The organism is Streptosporangium sp. NBC_01755 (genome assembly GCF_035917995.1).
Classification (GTDB): Bacteria; Actinomycetota; Actinomycetes; order Streptosporangiales; family Streptosporangiaceae; genus Streptosporangium.
Map to the genome: position 1 here is coordinate 7,080,358 of NZ_CP109131.1, position 16,268 is coordinate 7,096,625.

The window sequence follows — 16,268 nt, forward strand, 5'->3', positions numbered from 1 at the left end:
GCCGGCGGGGGAGCCGGCCAGGGGGGTGGATCCGCGTCGCTGTCAGCCCCCGGGCTGCAGCGGCAGGGTGGGATCGGCTCCGGTGACGCGAACGTCATCGCGCCGGATGTCGTGCGGGGAGGGCATTCGGCTGCCCGGCAGCCCGACCGCGGCGGTAGCCCAGGCCAGCGCCTCGACCAGTGCGCTCTCGCCCTGTGCGCCGCCGGCGAGGAACCCGGCGAGCATGGCGTCGCCGGCGCCGACGGTGCTGCGCGGCTCGGCCACCGGGCATTGGCCGTACCAGACCTGGTCTCCCTGGAGGAGGATCGCGCCGTCGGATCCCAGGCTGGCCAGGACGGTTCCCGCGCCTCGGGCCCGCAGGTTCTCTGCGGCCTTGATGGCGTCGCCCAGCGATGAGAGAACCATCCCCGTCGCCTCGCTCAGCTCCTCCCGGTTGGGTTTGATCAGGGAGGGAGCCTCGGCGAGCGCGTGGACGAGCGCGGGGCCGCTGGTGTCGACCGCGACGTTGATGCCTGCGCCCTTGAACCGTTCGCACAGGCGGGCGTAGACATCGATCGGCACCTCGGGCGGGAGGCTGCCGGAGGCGACCACCCAGTCCGCGGAGCTTGCCGCACTGAGCACGGCCTCGGCGATGGTGTCGAGGTCGGCCGCCGACAAGGCGCTGCCCGGCTCGTTGATCTTGGTGACCGTGCCGTCGGGCTCGGCCAGCGCGACGTTGGACCGGGTGGCCCCGGCGACCGGTACGGTGATCATCTCGATGCCCTCGGCCGAGAGCAGGCTCACCAGCCGCCGTCCCTCGTCGCCCGCGAAGGGGACGACGGCGCAGGAGCGGACCTGGTTGGCCAGCAGCGCACGGGAGACGTTGACGCCCTTGCCGCCGGGGTCGAGGTGTGTGGCGGCGGCGCGGATGACGGCCCCGCGGGTAAGCGACCCGACCTCGATCGTACGATCCAGGCTGGGGTTGAGGGTCAGGGTGACGATCATGCCCGGATCACCTCGGGCCCGGCCGCGGCCATCTCGGCCGCGACCTCGGTGTCAAGTCCCATGTCACTGATCACCACATCTATCTCCTGGACCGAGGCGAAGCGGGCCAGGTAGGTATTGGCGAACTTGGTGTGGTCGGCCAGCAGTACGCATCGCTGCGCCGCGTCGACCATCGCCCGCTTGATGGCGGCCTCGGCGGGGTCCGGTGTCGTCAGCCCCTTGGCCACCGAGCATCCGTTGGCCGCCATGAACGCCACGTCCACGTGCAGGTCGGAGAGGGGCCGCAGCGCCCAGTCGTCGACGGTGGCCAGGGTCCGCCCGCGCACCCGGCCACCCAGCATGATCACCGTCAGGTTGACGCGGGTGGCCAGTACCGTCGCCAGCGGCGGGGAGTTCACGATCACGGTCAGCTCCCGGTCGGTCGGCATCGCCTGCACCAGCCTGCCGGTCGTCGAGCCGGCGTCGATGATGATCGCGCCGTCCTCGGGGAGCTCGGCGAGCGCCGCCTTGGCGATACGCTCCTTTTCCGAGATCATTACCTCGTCGCGGGCGGCAAGTTCAGGTTCGAACCCCAGCCGCTCGACCGAGATCGCACCGCCGTGCACGCGCCGCAGCATCCCCAAGCGCTCCAGCGCGGTCAGGTCGCGGCGGATGGTCTCGGTGGTGACGGCGAACTCCTCCGCGAGCGTTACCACGTCTACCCGTCCGACCGTACGCGCCCGGCGCAGGATCTCCTGTTGCCGCTCCTCGGCGTACATGCTGTTGATTCACCGCCGTTTCCATGTTGTTTCAGCTTTATTTACACCCGAATCTGTTGGAACGTCAATGGGTGACTTCTAGCTAAGCCAGGTAAAACATGAAAAACCCCAGGTATGTACCTGGGGTTTGGGACTGTATGTGGATTGTGAGGAGAGTGTGGCCGCAGGCCGCCGAAAATTTGGATCGCGTTGGAAACGGTGTCCCTCGGCCGGAGATCCCTCGGTTGGAGATCCCCTCGGCCGGAGATCCCTCGGCGGGAAACGGGATGCTGTCGGACGCTTCCGGGGCACTGGGAAGGGATCGTGGGTGGGCCCGCGGCCTTCGGTGTGCTCGGCCTTCGGTGTGCTTGGTCCTCAGTGCGTTCGGTCCTCGGCGCGCTTGGTCCTCAGGGTCCTCAGCCGTCGGCGGCCCAGCCGTGGGTGCGCTTGAGTACGACGGCCACGCGGGCGAAGCGCTCGGCGTCGAGGATGGAGCCCTCGCGCCGGATGTCGTCCTCATCGAGGGCGAAGATCCGGTCCAGGCGCAGGTAGGAGACGCGGTTCTCCCGGTCCCAGCGGCCGGGGCCGAGCTCCAGCCAGTCGCTCGGGTCGCCGTTGCCGCCCCGGCTGGAGAGCATCAGCGCGAGCAGCTTGCGCCCGTGGCGGCCGACGACCAGCAGTGGCCGGTCCTTGCCACGGTTCGGATCCTCCTCGTAGGGGACCCAGGCCCAGACGATCTCGCCGGGGTCGGCGAGCCCGTCGAGGTCGGGGGAGTAGTCCAGGGTCGCCGCCCGGTCGACACGGTAGACCTCGCTGACCGCGCCTCGAGCCGGCCGGGGGTCCTCGCCAAGATCACGCACAGGTGCAGCCTATTGCAGGCAGGCGGCATTCTTCAAAGGGAGGCGGGCCCCGCGGGCGGGCAGGCGGGCGCCGCCCGCTGGCCGGACGCCAGCCGGGCGGCGGTCGGTCCGGAGCATCCGGACTCGGTTCGGAGTGCGGCTCAGCCGCCGCTCTTGCGGCGGAAGGAGCGCTTGGCCGCAGCCGGGCCGTGAGCACCGTGGATCTTGGAGGCGTTCTTCCCCTTGCCTCCGGCGCTCGCGTCCGCCTGGGCGAGCTTCTTGCGCTCCAGGGCCTCGCGGAACTTGCGCTTCAGTTCGTCGTCGGAACTCTCGGGCTCCTCCGGCGTGACGTCAGACATGCAGACCTCCTGATCTGGGCGGACGGTCCCACCCCGGCCAACCGGACCATCATCCTCTCATGTTTCGAACATGGGTCCGGCTTGCTGGAACGCGTCACGGGCCTGACCGCGGAGCCGGTCGCCGGCAGCGGCCGGGACGAGCAGGGCGGGGGGACCCTAGTTCAGATCCATGGCCATCAGCAGCAGTAGTCCGGCGAGGTGGCCGACGACCACGAAGACGATCACGAAGATGAAGACGAACTTCGCCGGGCCGTGCTCGAAGTGCTGGCCCTCCTTGAGTGCGGGGCGCTCCGCCTGGCGCTCGGCGATCCGTTCCTCGATCGACTTGCTGTGAAACATGGGGATCCTTTGCTCACCAATGCTTGGGGCGATAATAGTTTGTGTAGTAACTATCGTACTATGTCGGGTGGAGGTACGTGTGAGTGACATGCCCGATCCCCTAAGTCTGGAGAGCCAGGTGTGCTTCGCCCTGGCGGTCGCCTCGCGCAACGTCATCGGGGTCTACCGGCCACTGCTGGAGCCGATGGGGCTGACCCACCCCCAGTATCTGGTCATGCTCGCCCTCTGGGAGCAGGCGCCGCTGTCGGTCAAGGAGCTGAGCAAGCTACTGAGACTCGACCCCGGTACGCTGTCCCCGCTGCTGAAGCGTCTCGAGGCCGTTGGCTACATCCGGAGGCAGCGTGACGGCCAGGACCAGCGTGTCCTGGCAGTCTCGCTCACGCCGGAGGGCCGAAGGCTACGGGACGAGGCGGAGAAGGTTCCGCCGGCGATCGTCAGGCGTCTGGGAATGAACCTGGAGGAGCTCCGGGAGCTCCACCGGTCGCTGAACCGGGTGATCGCCGCGGCGGACGGCGCGCATCACTGATTCACGTGGAGAGGAAAGGCTCATGGCTGGAAGCCACGGAGGAAGCCCCAAGTCTTGGCTTGCGGTGATCATCATTCTGCTGGGGTTCACCGTGGGAGGCGTGGCCCTGTGCCTCGGCCCCAACTGGATGTTCTTCTGGATCGGGGCCGGGATCATCGCGGTCGGCGGTGTGGTCGCCCTGGCGGTCGACATCTTCTCGGATGTCATCACCGACGCCCCTCGGGTGCCGCTGAACAACGGCAGCAGCTGATCAGGCCTTCTGCAACGCCTCCTCGACGGAGGTGAAGACCTCGAAGGAGGGTCGCAGGCCGGTGATGGCGAGAATGCGCTCCAGGGTGCCGTGCACGCCGACGAGTGCCAGGCGGACACCCAGGACGCGGCTTCGCTGGAGCGCCAGGATCAGCTCTGCGACCCCGGTGGAGTCACAGAAGGTGAGCCCTGTGACATCGGCCACGATCATGGAAGGTGCTTCGACCTCCCACGCCTTCTCCATCTCCAGGCGGAAGGCGGAGGCGTGCCGGTAGTCGAGCTCTCCGAGCACCCGGACGACGAACACCTTCCCGAGCAGGCTCGATGAGGTCGTGAAGAAGGTCATGCTTGGCTCCTTTGCCCGCGGGTGGCAGGGCGGGCTGTCCTTTTTCCTACCAGTTCCGGGGCCACCGTGCTCCCGCCGGGCCTCAAACGACCTCAAACGACCTGGTAGAGCAGCTCGGGCCGTCCGACCCCGCCGTACTGGGGAACCCGGCGGGTGATTCCGTTCTCCGTCAGGTGCTCCAGGTAGCGGCGGGCGGTCACCCGGGAGACGCCGATCGCCGTGGTGGGGTCGAGCCCCAGGCCGCTGTCGGCCACGCTGATCACGAAGGCCGTCTCGTCGGTGCGCAGCCGTACCTCCACCCGCGCGGGCCGGGTTCCCGCCATGGCCGCTTCGGCCGCGTTGTCCATCAGGTTGCCGACGATCGTCACCAGATCGCGGGTGTCCGGGCCAGACTCCAGCCGCGCACCTGTCTGGAAAGCTCCCGCAAGTTCACGAACGAAATGTACGCAACGGTGACTCAGATCACAGCGTCGGCGCATAGTCACTCGACCGGATTTTTCTTCTACCGCGGTGGAGACACGTATGAGCGCGGCTCGAGACAAAACGCACTACCTGTACCTGGCCGTGATCGCCGCCGTGGTCGCAGGAGTCACGATCGGGCTCGTCGCCCCCGATCTCGGCAAGGAGCTGAAACCACTCGGCACCGCCTTCGTCGCCCTGATCAAGATGATGATCAGCCCGATCATCTTCTGCACCATCGTGCTCGGCGTCGGATCCGTCACCAAGGCCGCCAAGGTCGGCGAGGTCGGCGGTCTCGCACTCGGCTACTTCCTCGCCATGTCGACGGTCGCCCTGGGCATCGGCCTGCTCGTGGGCAATCTGATCGACCCCGGACAGAGCCTCGCGCTCACCGACGAGCTCCGCAAGGCAGCCGAGGCCGAGGCGGCCAAGGGCGGCGAGAGCGACACGGTGACGTTCCTGCTCGGGATCATCCCCACCACGCTGGTGTCGGCGTTCACCGAGGGCGAGGTGCTGCAGACCCTGCTCGTCGCGCTGTTCGCCGGGTTCGCCCTGCAGGCGATGGGCGAGCGCGGCAGGCCCGTGCTGAACGGCATCGCGCACATCCAGCGGCTCGTCTTCCGGGTCCTCGCCATGATCATGTGGGCCGCCCCGGTCGGCGCCTTCGGTGCGATGGCCGCGGTCGTCGGCGCCACCGGCGTGGACGCGCTCAAGAGCCTCGGCGTCATCATGCTCGCCTTCTACGTGACCTGCCTGCTCTTCGTTTTCGCCGTCCTCGGTCCGATCCTCTGGCTGGTGGCGCGGATCGGCCTGCTCTCGCTCCTGCGCTACCTGGGCAGGGAGTTCCTGCTGATCCTGTCGACCTCGTCGTCGGAGTCGGCACTGCCGCGCCTGATCGCCAAGATGGAGCACCTCGGCGTGAGCAGGCCCGTCGTCGGGATCACCGTGCCGACCGGCTACTCCTTCAACCTGGACGGCACCGCCATCTACCTCACCATGGCCACGCTGTTCGTCGCGAGCGCCACCGGCGCGCCACTCGCCTTCGGCGAGCAGATCTCCCTGCTGGTCTTCATGATGATCGCGTCGAAGGGCGCCGCCGGGGTCACCGGCGCCGGCCTGGCCACCCTCGCCGGAGGCCTGCAGTCGCACCGCCCCGACCTGGTCGACGGCGTCGGTCTCGTCGTCGGCATCGACCGCTTCATGTCCGAGGCGCGGGCGCTGACCAACTTCGTGGGCAACGCGGTCGCCACGGTCCTGGTCGGCACCTGGACCGGCGAGTTCGACAGGGAGCGCGCGGCCGAGGTCCTGGCGGGGAGTGCCCCGTTCGACGAGACGACCCTCCTGGACGACGACGATGACGGCGGTGCCACCCCGCCGCCCGCCACACGCTCTGACGACCCGGTGATGTCACCGGCCTAGCGGCGGAAACCCTCCGGCAGGTGGACGGGCCGGCGGCGGACGTTCAGGAGGTTCCGCCGAGATGGACCTCCCCGGCCAGCTTCGTCGTCTGGCCGGTGGAACGCCGCCAGGTGGACCCCGCCGGATGGGCGGTCAGCAGGACCATGATCCAGCGTTCCTTGGGGCCGACGAGACCGGTGGTGTGCAGTACGGGACGGCCCAGGTCAGGTACGACGCCGGCCCCGGCGGGTGCCGCCGTCGTGACTCCGCCTGGGGCGGTGGCGGAGCCTCTCCGGCTCGCGGTGGCGCCCAGGGCCACCGGAGCCGGAGAGGCGGACACGGGAGACGCGGAGGTGAAGGCGGCGGAGGCGGTGCGGGCGGCGGGGGAGGTCGCCGGGCGGCAGCGGACCGGGGGTGTGGAGCCGTACCCCGACCAGCCCTGCTTGACCGCCCACGGCCCGCGCACTCCGCGGGGGATGCCGAAGTACTGGTCGAAGCCATCGGAGCCGCACTGCCCGGCCCTGCGCAGGTGGCCCAGGATCAGGCCGCTGACCTTGGGGTCGGCCCGGTCGAGCAGGTAGCGGTAGGTCTTGACGACGTCCATCGCGCTGAGCGAGGCGTAGCCCCAGAAGCCGGGTTTGTCGGCCGGTGGGGGAGCGGTGTCGGTGAGTTGCAGCTTGCGCGCCATCCGCTGGATGATCCGTCCCTGACCGCCCCTGCTCCAGAAGGAGGTCGCGGCGGCGTCGTCGCTGACCCGCAGCATGACCTTGAGCAGCGCCAGGTCCTTCTTGGAGACGCCGCTGTGCGACTCCAGATAGTCGATCGCGATGAGGATCTTCACCACCGAGGCCGACCGGAACCTCCGGTGCGCGTTGCGGTGCTCGGTCACCTTCGCGGTCTGCCGGTCGAAGACCAGGTAACCGGCGGTCACCCCGGCCGGGACATGCGGCTTGCCGGGGGCGGTGGCCGAGGCCGGGGTGGTGGCCGCCAGGAGGGGGAGGGCGGTCGCGAGGACCGTCAGCAAACGCATCACGGGACAAATACCTACCAGATCCCGGATCGGTGACGGACCGGGCACGCGCAGCTCGCGGATCCGGGTCGGAGCGGAGTGCGGCCGGCGTCGAGGAACAGTGCCCCCGACGCGCACGGGCAGGTCGCCGTACGGAACCTGGTCGCCAGGGATTGTATAGGAAACTTTCCTATTGAATACTGCGATGAACAGGTCAATCCTCCTCAATCTCACTCCTCGCGTCCTCGGTACACCGCCCGGTGTGCCGCCGCGCCGGACCGGTTGCCCACCCGGGGACTGGGAGACCCGTACCTGGCGTGCAAGTATCTGACCGCCGACGTGGTGATGAGCGCCCTGCCCGGCCCGTACGAAGCGCTGCTCTGCCGCGTGATCCGCTGACCCCTCGCCTTCGGACCGGAGGTGTCCGAGGAGACCGGCATGCTGACCCCGCACCTCGCCGGAGGCGGGAACGTGCTGGTCTGCCCCAAGCCCGGCCACGTCCCGGCCTCGTACACCATCCTCGACTTTCCGGTCGACGACATCGACGCCGCCGTCGACGGGAGGGTCAGGCGCGTTTGGCGATGGCGGTGATGAAGGGCTGCAGCACCCGGGCGGCCAGCGGGCCGAACGCGGCGAGGATGAGGACGTACGCGGCGGCCAGCGGGCCCAGGTCGGGATGGACCCCTGAGGCCACCGCCAGCCCGGCGATCACGATGTTGAACTCGCCCCGGGGGATGAGCGCGATTCCGGCCCGGGCCTGTCCGGCCCTGGCGATGCCCGCCCGGTGGGCGGCGTAGGCACCGGTGAGCAGCTTCGTGATCATGCTGATCACGGCGAGGAGTACGGCCAGCCCGGCAACCGGGAGGATCTTGGTCGGATCGGTCTGAAGGCCGAAGAAGACGAAGAACACCGCGGCGAACAGGTCGCGGATCGGGGTGAGCAGTTCCTGCGCGTCCTCGGCCAGCTTGCCGGAGAGGGCGATGCCGACCAGGAAGGCGCCGACCGCGGCCGAGACCTGGAGCTGCTGGGCCACTCCGGCGACCAGCAGCGCGAGACCGATGACCTTCAGCAGCAGCACCTCGGAGTTGGGGCTGGAGACGAACGCCTCGATGAACCTGCCGTAGCGGAGTGCGACCAGCAGCACGACGCTCACCGTGGCCAGCGCGATCGCCACGGTGACAGCGCCGCTGGCGAAGCTCAGCCCGGCCAGCACCGCAGTGAGGATCGGCAGGTAGACGGCCATCGTCAGGTCCTCGAAGACCAGCAGCGACAGCACCACCGGTGTCTCGCGGTTACCGATCCACCCCAGGTCGGACAGGACCTTGGCGGTGATGCCGGAGGAGGTGGCGTAGGTGACGCCGGCCATGGCGATGGCGGCCACCGGACCCCAGCCCAGCAGCAGCGCGGTGATCGCGCCCGGCGCGGCGTTGAGCACCAGGTCGACGACGCCCGCGCGGGCGTTGCCCTTCAGGCTCGTCACCAGCTCGTCGGCGTTGTACTCCAGGCCGAGGGTGAGCAGCAGCAGGATGACGCCGAGCTCGGCGCCGACGGAGGTGAACTCCTCGCTGGTGGCCAGGGGCAGGATGCCGCCGGTGCCGAAGGCCAGTCCGGCGATGAGGTACAGGGGGATGGGCGAGATGCCGACTTTAAGGGCCAGTGCGCCGAGGATGCCGAGCCCGAGAAGGACAGCACCGAGCTCAAGAAAAAGAATAGCCGTATGCACCAGGTTTCCTACCCGCCGGACAGGATGTCAGAGACGGCGGAGGTGCTCTCCGGGCTGCCCACCACGACCACCACGTCGTTGCCGAGCAGACCGAAATCGGGGGCGGGGCTGGCGAACACCTGGCCCTCGCGAACCACGGCCACGATGGAGGCGCCGGTACGGGTGCGGACGCGCGCGTCACCCATCGGCCGGCCGGCGTACGGCGAGCCGGGCGTGATCGGCAGTTGCAGGCTGACGAGCCCCTCGACCTCGCTGTGCAGGGCGTTGAGGCGCTGCACGATGCGGGGGGCGCCGAGCAGTTCGGCGAGCGCGTCGGCCTCCTCGTCGTTCAGTTTTATGGTCTCGCATGCGCGATCGGGATCGTCTGGGTCGTAAAGCACCAGGTCACGGCGGCCTGTGCGGTGAGAGACGATTCCAATGCGCCTGCCCGACCGCGTCGTGAACTCGTGCCGCAGTCCTATCCCGGGCAGTGCCGTCTGCTCGACCTCCACCGTGTCAGCTCCTCGGGTGCGTGTTCCAATTGTCCTTCCAAAGAACTTACCAACCTGGACCTTCTGGGGGGATATCGGCAATAACCGGTATTGCCGATTAATGCCGCCGTGGCGATGGGCGACGCGCTGATCGGCCGCCTGGTGCGGGCGGGCATCGTCGCGTGACGTCGTTGACGACAGATGGTCTGACCAGGGCAGACAGCCGGCCGTCGCGTGGCGTCACGCGGAGATCATCACTAGCCGCATGACGGGGTCGCCCGGACGCCGCTGGCCGCCTCGATCCGTTCCAGCGTCGGGCGTACCTCCTCGAACCTCGCCAGCCTGGCCGGGAGCGAGCTCCAGATCCGCGTGGTGAGTTCTCGTGCCTCGGCTCGGATCGCCGCCTCGTCGACCGTTGTCACGGTTCCGTCCACGAGTACGGGCGCGCCGTCCACGTACACCTTCCGCACCGCCGATCCGAGCTCGCCGTAGGTGATCTGGTGCCGGAGCTGCGCCGCCGGGGCCGGCCACACGTGATCGGCGTCGAGCACCGTGAGGTCGGCGAGGGCGCCGACCGCGATCCGGCCCAGATCGGCACCGAGCGCGCGCGCACCACCTGTCCAGCACATGGTCAGCCCGTCGATCGCGGTCGGCCAGGTCGCCGGCGGGCCCTGCACCCGGTGGACGATGGTGGAGAGCTTCAACGTCTCGAACATGTTCTGGGTGTCGTTGCTGCTGGCCCCGTCCGATCCGAGGGCCACTCGCGCGCCGGCCCGCAGCAGAGCGGGAACCGGTGCCACACCGGCACCGAGCTTGAGATTGCTCGCGGGGTTGTGGACGGCGACCGCGTCGGTCTCGGCGAACATCGCCACCTCGCGCTCGTCCAGCCAGATGGCGTGCGCGAAGGAGGCCCAGTCCTCCAGGGCACCCATCTTCCGCAGGAACTCGACGGTCGATCCCCCGAACCGCTCACGCGCCACATCGATCTGCGAGCGGGCGGACAGCAGGTGGGTCTGCATCCGAGTGCCCCGCGCCCGGACGAGGTCGACGGTGGCTCCGAACAACTCGGTGGAACAGCGCGGCAGGGAGGAGGGGCCCAGGATCGGCCGCACTCGGGGGGACGTCCCCTCCCAGCGGTCCAGGAAGCGCGAGGCCGCGGCGAGCACCTCGTCCGGCCGCGCCGACGGAGGCCGCCTCAGCGCCGCTCCGCCGGGAACGAGATCGATGGGGAGGGAGGAGAAGAAGTCCAGGTCGGAGAACTGGATCGCGACCGACGCGCGCAGACCCAGGTCCAGGTACGCCTGCATGATCGCGTCCATGCCCTCGTCGATCCACTCCAGGTCCGCGCGGGCGCAGTCGAGGACGGAGGTGGTGCCGGTGCGGATCATCTCCAGGCCGCCGACCATCGCCGAGACGTACAGGTCGCGAGGGCTCAGCCGGGCACCCGCTCCGCCGTAGCTCGCCACCACCATCCACGCGTCGAGGGGCAGCGCGTCGCACAGTCCCTTCTCGATGCTCTGGTTGGAGTGGGTGTGGGAGTTGACGAGTCCCGGGATGAGGATGTCGCCGCCGAGGTCGACGATCTCCACGGACTCCGTTTCCGCGGGCACGTGTGCCGCGCCCGCTCCGGGACCGACGGCCACGATGCGCCCGTCGGCGACGACCACGTCCCCCATCGATCCGTCATGGTCGAGGTCGAGCAGTCTGGCCTGGCGGAGGATGAGGGTTGTCATCGGTTTCCGTTCTCGATCATGTGGTCCCATGCCTGGAACCGCTGCTGGAAGACGGCCCTGGCCTCGCCGCCGGAATGCGGTCCCGGGCCGCCGTACGGTGACGGTTCGACGTCGACGCGGACGACGAGCAGCGCCGGGGCGCGGGCGGCCAGCAGCGCCGTGACCGCCGCCGCCAGGTCCTCGGCCGTCGCGTCACGCTCGACGGTGCGGGTCCAGCCCCAGCCGGCGGCGGCCGCGAGCGCCGCGATGTCGGCCAGGCCGGCCGCGCTGAGCGGCTGGCCTCCACCGGTCTCGTAACGGCCGTTCTCGAAGACCACGACGCGCAGGTTGCCCGGTGCGGCGCCGGCGAGGGTGAGCAACGATCCCAGGCCCATCGTCAGGTCGCCGTCGCCCTCCAGGAGCACGAACTCCCGGTCGGGCCGGGCCAGGGCCGCGCCCAGGGCGAACGTCGGGGCGGCGCCCATGGGGTCCGAGCCGTAGAACGTGGGGTTGGTTCCACCGTGCTCGCGCCACGCGCGCCCGGCGCTGCCCAGACTCGTGATCACGACGTGTTCCGTGGCCGCCGCCGCGACCGCGCGGGCCACCTCGGCGCGTTTCACGATGCCTCCCCGGTCAGTCCGGCACGTGAGCACAGCAGGACGACGGGGCGACGGTGCAGGGACGCCTGCTCGAAGGCCCGCTCGAAAAGCCAGTCGTCACGTTCGCTCTCGACGCGATGCCAGGGCAGGCCGAGAGCCGTCAGCACGCCCGGCGTGACCTGGCCCTTGTAGGCCTGGTAGAAGAACCCGTCCTGTGGGCCGCCACGGTCGGCCGCGACCACGACGAGCGGAATCTCGTGGTGGTGGGCGTAACCGGCCAGCACGTTCGCCGCCAGCAGCACTCCGGCGTTCTGGCAGAGCAGTACGGCGCGGCGGCCCATGAGCGACGCGCCGGCACAGATCGCCACCCCCTCGTCCTCGCGGGTCACCCGCACGTGGGTGATCTCCGGGGTGCGCGCGACCGTGTCGATCAGCGGGCTCAGCCAGCTGTCCGGCAGCGACGCGGCGACGCCGGCACCGCCGGCCCTCAGCCGGTCGACGATCCGCGCGGCCCGGGCGTCGCCGGGGGTCGCGCTCGAAGAACTCATCGACGTCATCGCTCCCTGTCTCATCGGTCTGCCGCGCCCAGGGCCATGGCGGCGCGCCGGAGCAGGCCCGCCGCGGCGTCGAGCTTCCACTCGTTGCGGGCCAGGGGATGGGCGTGGTGCTCGAACTCGTGCTCGGTCAGGGAGAGGAGTTCCCGGACGGACGGGTGCCGTCCCTCGATCGCCCGTTCGACCGTGGTCGGACGCCACGGGACCGGGGCCAGCGCGCCGAAGACGATTCTCGGCCGGTGCCAGGCGCCCGCCTCGTCGACGTCGGCGGTCATCGCGAGGGAGACGACGGCGAAGTCGCCGTCCCACTGCCGCAGCTTCTCGAAGACGCCGCGCCGCTCCCTGCCCGGCTCGGCGAACGACCCCGGCTCGGTGAACGACCCCGGCTCGGTGAACGACACCGACTCGATGAACTCGCCGGGGCGTACGCGCAACTCGCCGGGGCCGCGGTACAGCTCGCCGATCGGCACCTCCCGGCTGCCGGCGGGCCCGGTCATCCGTACCCGTGCGTCGAGTGCGGCGAAGACGGTCGCCAGGTCCGAGGGGGTCACCGCCTGGCAGCGATGCCCGCCGATGACCGCGTGCTGGAACCGGTGGTCGCCGGTGACGGCGTAGCACGGGCAGGTGGAGCCACCGCGCTTGTAGCAGTCGAACCCGTTACGGAAGAACCAGCACCGCTTGGCCTGCGCCAGGTTGCCCCCCACCGTGGCCATGTCACGGATCTGCGCCGAGGCGATCATCCCGACGGCGTCGGCCAGCATCGGTACGCGCCCGCGAGCCCACCGGCCGAGTTCGGCGAGGGTCACCGCCGCGCCGATCTCGGCCACCCCCGCGTCGGAGTCGAGCCGGCGTAGCGATGCGACCGAGGACGTCGACACCAGGGTGTGTGGATTCGCCAGGTTCTGATCCCGTTGCGGCAGGAGGTCGGACCCGGCGCCGATGACCGCCACATCGCCGCGCGGCCCGCTCCCGAGCGCGGTCACCACCTCGGGAACGCTCGCCGGGGAGAGGACCTCCCGGACCGGCCGGGGGGTCAGGCGACGGGCGAACCGGGTTCCGGCGCGGTGCAGCAGCGCGTGGACGCCGACCGGGTAGAGCCGGCGAAGCAGCTCGATCTGCCAGCGTGAAGGGCGGCGGAGCAGGTGATAACGCCGCTCGCGGGTGCCGTGGGACTCGCGCAGTGCGCGCAGCACGACGTCCGGTGTCAGTGGCACCTGGTGGAACCGGATGCCGATGGCGTCGTACACGGCGTTGAGCACCGCCGGCGCCGGCGGGACGATGGACATCTCACCCACGCTCTTCGCGTCGAACGGCCCGGCCTCCTCGGGGCCCTCGATGAGCACCGCGCGCACCGACGGTGCCGTCGTCGAGCGCGGCAGCGGATAGTTCAGGTACGACGGGTTGACGACCCGTCCGCCCTCGTAGATGAGGTTCTCCCCCAGGACGGCGCCCAGTCCCTGCACGACGCCCCCGATGATCTGTCCCTCCACCAGCCCCGGGTGGATCGCCCGGCCGATGTCATGGGCCGCCACATAGTCCAGTACGCGGATCTCGCCGGTGTCCGGATCGACCTCGACCTCGACGGCGTGCGCGGCGAAGGTGTAGCTCGGTGAGATGTTGGGGGTGGGGATACCCGTCCAGTACGGCTCCATTCGCTCTTCGAGGTACTCCAGATCCAGTCGCAGCCGCCCGTCGACGGCCTCCGGTGCCGTCGCGGCGAGCTCGCCGATCTCGATGGCGTCCTCGGCGGACTCGACGCGCCCCGCGCGCAGCGTGACCTCGGGGCCCCCGAGTTTCGCCGCGCCCAGCTCGCGCAACCGGTCGGCCATCGCCTCCGCGGCGCGCTTGACGGCGTGCCCGCCCATGTGCGTTCCCCGCGACGACCAGGCGCCCATGTCCGGCGGCGTCTCGTCCCAGTCACCCATGATCACTTCGACACGGTCGATCGGGACGCCCAGCACCTCGGCGGCGATCTGCCCGAGCACGGTGCGCTGGCCCGTCCCGGCGTCGGACCCGCCGAAGCGCACCACGACCTCGCCGGTCGAGGTCACGTCGATCCCCGCCGCGCTGACGTTGCCGCCCGGGTAGGCGTAGGAACCGCTCGCGTGCATGCCGACCGCCACACCGAGACCGCGAAGGGGACGTGCGGCGGCCTTCTTCTCGTCCCACCCGATCAGCTCTCGTACCGACTCCAGGCACTCCACCAGCCGGGCCGAACCGATGCGCGCGCCCGCGAGCGCGACCGAGCCGGGCTCGTTGGCGTTCCTGATCCGGAACTCGATCGGATCGGTCCCGGTCCGCTCGGCCAGCTCGTCGACCAGGCACTCGATCGCGAGCGCGGTCTGCGGAGCGCCGTACCCGCGGAACTGACCGCCCGGAGGCAGGTTGGTGTCGACCAGACGGCCCGTCCAGCTGACCGCGTCCGGACGGTAGAGGGAGCCGATCTGCTTGATACCCGCGCGGATCACGGACGGGCCGTAGTGGTTGAACGCGCCGTTGTCGGCGTCGACGTCGGCCTCGAACCAGCAGATCCGCCCGGTGTCGTCCGCGTGCGCGCGCATCGCGGTGCGAAAGGCGTGCCGGGGCTTCGTCGCGGCGATCTCCTCCTCGCGGCTCAACTCGACGAGCACCGGTAGTCCGCTGCGCATCGACAGCAGGCCCGCGACGGCCTCGTGCTCCGACACCTTCGACTTCGACCCGAAGCCACCGCCGACCGCGACGTCACGGCAGACGACCTGGTCGACCCGGAGGCCGAGGACCCGGGCCAGCTCGTGTACCACGAAGTGCGGGGCCTGGGTCGACGTCCACAGTTCCAGGCGGTCCCCGTGCCACCAGGCGAGCGTGGTGTTCGGCTCCATGCAGGCGTGGGTGACCCGCGGGTAGTCGAACGACCCGCCGACCGTGATGGCCGAGTTGAGGCGCGCGAGTTCGGCCGAACCCCAGACTCCGGACACGGTCAGTGACACGTTGTCCCCGCTCGCCCGGCGTTGCACCCTCGGCGCTCCGGGGGCGAGCGCGGCGGCGACGGAGAGCACCGGCTTCAGCCGCCGGTAGCGGATGTCGATGAGGCTCAGTGCCAGTTCCGCGGCCTCGACGGTGTCGGCGGCCACCGCGGCGATCTCCTGGCCGACGTAGGTGACCCGGTCGACGGCGAGGGGCGGGCGGTCGGAGTACGGCTCGCCGCTGTGCTCGTAGACGGTTCCGGGAGCGAGGTCCCGGTGCGTCACGACCGCGTGCACTCCCGGGACCCGTAGCGCCCGGCCGGTGTCGAGCCTGGTGATCCGGGCGTGTGGGAGGGGGGAGCGCAGGATCCGTCCCACGAGTGTCCCCTCGGGCAACGCGTCGGCCGAGTAGGGGGCGGTTCCGGTGGTCTTGCCGGTCCAGTCGAGCGGGCGGACCCGCGTGCCGACTACTGAGGTACGCAATCTGATCCCTCGACTCGCCGCTTCTCCATCGTGTCCATGATCGCGTCGATGATCTGCACGTATCCGGTGCAGCGGCAGACGTTTCCGGCCATCGCGCGGGTGACCTCCGCACGGGTCGGGCAGGAGCCCTCGCGCAACAGGGCCTCGGCGCGGACGATCTGGCCGGGTGTGCAGAATCCGCACTGGAACGCGACATGGTCGGCGAACGACTCGCGCAGGTCGTCCGCCGCGAGCCCGGCGGCCGTGGTCACGTCGGCGGTGACCGCGGCCGCGAGCACGGTGCACGACATGACGACGCGATCGCCCAGCAGCACCGTGCAGGCGCCGCACTCACCTCGGCCGCAGGCCGACTTGGGCGCCGTGCGGCCGTTGCGGCGAAGCACGGTGAGTAGCGACACACCCAGATCGGTGAGCGAATCCTCGACCACCTCGCCGTCGACGCGGATCCGGATCCGCCGCGCTTCCCAGCCGGAGTCCGGTCGTGCGCCGTCGGGTCGTGCGCCGTCAGGTCGTGCGCCGTCAGGTCGTGGCATCCGCATG

Annotated in this window: 19 protein-coding genes; 4 read left to right on the plus strand and 15 right to left on the minus strand. The window is 70.1% G+C overall.

Annotated features, from left to right (window positions below; all coding sequences use genetic code 11):
* Window positions 1-42: 42 nt before the first annotated feature.
* The 5 genes from pfkB to OG884_RS32665 all read right to left on the minus strand — a co-directional run bounded on the left by pfkB (window position 43) and on the right by OG884_RS32665 (window position 3,258).
* A complete protein-coding gene (pfkB, locus tag OG884_RS32645; RefSeq protein WP_326639309.1) occupies window positions 43-984 on the minus strand; it encodes a 1-phosphofructokinase in 942 nt (313 codons plus the stop codon).
* A complete protein-coding gene (locus OG884_RS32650; protein WP_326639311.1) occupies window positions 981-1,742 on the minus strand; it encodes a DeoR/GlpR family DNA-binding transcription regulator in 762 nt (253 codons plus the stop codon). The genes pfkB and OG884_RS32650 overlap by 4 nt, the downstream gene beginning before the upstream one ends.
* 395 nt (window positions 1,743-2,137) lie before the next feature.
* A complete protein-coding gene (locus OG884_RS32655; protein ID WP_326639314.1) occupies window positions 2,138-2,581 on the minus strand; it encodes a type II toxin-antitoxin system PemK/MazF family toxin in 444 nt (147 codons plus the stop codon).
* A gap of 140 nt (window positions 2,582-2,721) precedes the next feature.
* Window positions 2,722-2,919 carry a DUF5302 domain-containing protein gene (locus OG884_RS32660; protein WP_326639316.1) on the minus strand — a complete coding sequence of 66 codons (198 nt, stop codon included), beginning with the start codon at window positions 2,917-2,919 and terminating at the stop codon, window positions 2,722-2,724.
* Window positions 2,920-3,075: 156 nt separating this feature from the next.
* Entirely contained in the window at window positions 3,076-3,258 is a 183-nt protein-coding gene (locus OG884_RS32665) for a hypothetical protein (protein WP_326639318.1), read from the minus strand.
* A gap of 79 nt (window positions 3,259-3,337) precedes the next feature.
* Here OG884_RS32665 and OG884_RS32670 point away from each other — a divergent pair, with 79 nt between their 5' ends.
* Window positions 3,338-3,784 carry a MarR family winged helix-turn-helix transcriptional regulator gene (locus OG884_RS32670; protein ID WP_442811580.1) on the plus strand — a complete coding sequence of 149 codons (447 nt, stop codon included), beginning with the start codon at window positions 3,338-3,340 and terminating at the stop codon, window positions 3,782-3,784.
* Between the two features lie 22 nt (window positions 3,785-3,806).
* On the plus strand, window positions 3,807-4,034 hold the full coding sequence (locus tag OG884_RS32675; protein WP_326639320.1) for an HGxxPAAW family protein: 228 nt from the start codon (window positions 3,807-3,809) through the stop codon (window positions 4,032-4,034).
* Here the strand turns inward: OG884_RS32675 and OG884_RS32680 are convergent, their stop codons facing one another.
* Complete coding sequence (locus OG884_RS32680) at window positions 4,035-4,379, minus strand: anti-sigma factor antagonist (RefSeq protein WP_326639322.1); 345 nt, start codon at window positions 4,377-4,379, stop codon at window positions 4,035-4,037. It lies immediately after the preceding gene.
* A 92-nt stretch (window positions 4,380-4,471) separates the two neighbouring features.
* Window positions 4,472-4,858: an ATP-binding protein gene (locus OG884_RS32685; protein WP_326647074.1), complete on the minus strand. Its 387-nt coding sequence runs from the start codon at window positions 4,856-4,858 to the stop codon at window positions 4,472-4,474.
* A 43-nt stretch (window positions 4,859-4,901) separates the two neighbouring features.
* On the opposite strand from OG884_RS32685, the gene OG884_RS32690 reads away from it, so the two are divergent.
* Window positions 4,902-6,257, plus strand: a complete 1,356-nt coding sequence (locus OG884_RS32690; protein ID WP_326639324.1) for a cation:dicarboxylate symporter family transporter — start codon at window positions 4,902-4,904, stop codon at window positions 6,255-6,257.
* Window positions 6,258-6,300: 43 nt separating this feature from the next.
* On the opposite strand, the gene OG884_RS32695 is transcribed toward OG884_RS32690, so the two are convergent.
* Window positions 6,301-7,266, minus strand: a complete 966-nt coding sequence (locus OG884_RS32695) for a hypothetical protein (protein ID WP_326647076.1) — start codon at window positions 7,264-7,266, stop codon at window positions 6,301-6,303.
* A gap of 417 nt (window positions 7,267-7,683) precedes the next feature.
* Here OG884_RS32695 and OG884_RS32700 point away from each other — a divergent pair, with 417 nt between their 5' ends.
* Entirely contained in the window at window positions 7,684-7,836 is a 153-nt protein-coding gene (locus OG884_RS32700) for a hypothetical protein (RefSeq protein ID WP_326639326.1), read from the plus strand.
* Here the strand turns inward: OG884_RS32700 and OG884_RS32705 are convergent.
* From OG884_RS32705 to OG884_RS32735, 7 genes are all read right to left on the minus strand, one after another.
* Complete coding sequence (locus OG884_RS32705) at window positions 7,811-8,968, minus strand: cation:proton antiporter (RefSeq protein WP_326639328.1); 1,158 nt, start codon at window positions 8,966-8,968, stop codon at window positions 7,811-7,813. The genes OG884_RS32700 and OG884_RS32705 overlap by 26 nt on opposite strands.
* A gap of 8 nt (window positions 8,969-8,976) precedes the next feature.
* Window positions 8,977-9,459 (minus strand): cation:proton antiporter regulatory subunit, encoded by a 483-nt coding sequence (locus OG884_RS32710; RefSeq protein WP_326639330.1) that lies wholly within the window; start codon window positions 9,457-9,459, stop codon window positions 8,977-8,979.
* A gap of 236 nt (window positions 9,460-9,695) precedes the next feature.
* The gene (locus tag OG884_RS32715) at window positions 9,696-11,171 is read right to left on the minus strand and encodes an amidohydrolase family protein (protein ID WP_326639332.1); all 1,476 of its coding nucleotides are present in this window, start codon (window positions 11,169-11,171) and stop codon (window positions 9,696-9,698) included.
* Window positions 11,168-11,770, minus strand: a complete 603-nt coding sequence (locus tag OG884_RS32720; RefSeq protein ID WP_326639334.1) for a thiamine pyrophosphate-dependent enzyme — start codon at window positions 11,768-11,770, stop codon at window positions 11,168-11,170. Before OG884_RS32720 ends, OG884_RS32715 begins: the two co-directional genes overlap by 4 nt.
* The gene (locus OG884_RS32725; RefSeq protein ID WP_326639336.1) at window positions 11,767-12,297 is read right to left on the minus strand and encodes a thiamine pyrophosphate-binding protein; all 531 of its coding nucleotides are present in this window, start codon (window positions 12,295-12,297) and stop codon (window positions 11,767-11,769) included. Before OG884_RS32725 ends, OG884_RS32720 begins: the two co-directional genes overlap by 4 nt.
* Window positions 12,298-12,317: 20 nt before the next feature.
* Window positions 12,318-15,728 carry a molybdopterin cofactor-binding domain-containing protein gene (locus tag OG884_RS32730; RefSeq protein ID WP_326639338.1) on the minus strand — a complete coding sequence of 1,137 codons (3,411 nt, stop codon included), beginning with the start codon at window positions 15,726-15,728 and terminating at the stop codon, window positions 12,318-12,320.
* Window positions 15,713-16,261 (minus strand): (2Fe-2S)-binding protein, encoded by a 549-nt coding sequence (locus OG884_RS32735; RefSeq protein ID WP_326639340.1) that lies wholly within the window; start codon window positions 16,259-16,261, stop codon window positions 15,713-15,715. Before OG884_RS32735 ends, OG884_RS32730 begins: the two co-directional genes overlap by 16 nt.
* Window positions 16,262-16,268 lie beyond the last annotated feature (7 nt).

Bases quoted from the DNA above. Each gene is read 5' to 3' on its own strand.
- pfkB (WP_326639309.1), bottom strand. From the start codon at position 984: ATGATCGTCACCCTGACCCTCAACCCCAGCCTGGATCGTACGATCGAG.
- OG884_RS32650 (WP_326639311.1), bottom strand. From the start codon at position 1,742: ATGTACGCCGAGGAGCGGCAACAGGAGATCCTGCGCCGGGCGCGTACG.
- OG884_RS32660 (WP_326639316.1), bottom strand. From the start codon at position 2,919: ATGTCTGACGTCACGCCGGAGGAGCCCGAGAGTTCCGACGACGAACTG.
- OG884_RS32665 (WP_326639318.1), bottom strand. From the start codon at position 3,258: ATGTTTCACAGCAAGTCGATCGAGGAACGGATCGCCGAGCGCCAGGCG.
- OG884_RS32675 (WP_326639320.1), top strand. From the start codon at position 3,807: ATGGCTGGAAGCCACGGAGGAAGCCCCAAGTCTTGGCTTGCGGTGATC.
- OG884_RS32680 (WP_326639322.1), bottom strand. From the start codon at position 4,379: ATGACCTTCTTCACGACCTCATCGAGCCTGCTCGGGAAGGTGTTCGTC.
- OG884_RS32685 (WP_326647074.1), bottom strand. From the start codon at position 4,858: ATGCGCCGACGCTGTGATCTGAGTCACCGTTGCGTACATTTCGTTCGT.
- OG884_RS32690 (WP_326639324.1), top strand. From the start codon at position 4,902: ATGAGCGCGGCTCGAGACAAAACGCACTACCTGTACCTGGCCGTGATC.
- OG884_RS32695 (WP_326647076.1), bottom strand. From the start codon at position 7,266: ATGCGTTTGCTGACGGTCCTCGCGACCGCCCTCCCCCTCCTGGCGGCC.
- OG884_RS32700 (WP_326639326.1), top strand. From the start codon at position 7,684: ATGCTGACCCCGCACCTCGCCGGAGGCGGGAACGTGCTGGTCTGCCCC.
- OG884_RS32715 (WP_326639332.1), bottom strand. From the start codon at position 11,171: ATGACAACCCTCATCCTCCGCCAGGCCAGACTGCTCGACCTCGACCAT.
- OG884_RS32725 (WP_326639336.1), bottom strand. From the start codon at position 12,297: ATGAGTTCTTCGAGCGCGACCCCCGGCGACGCCCGGGCCGCGCGGATC.
- OG884_RS32735 (WP_326639340.1), bottom strand. From the start codon at position 16,261: ATGCCACGACCTGACGGCGCACGACCTGACGGCGCACGACCCGACGGC.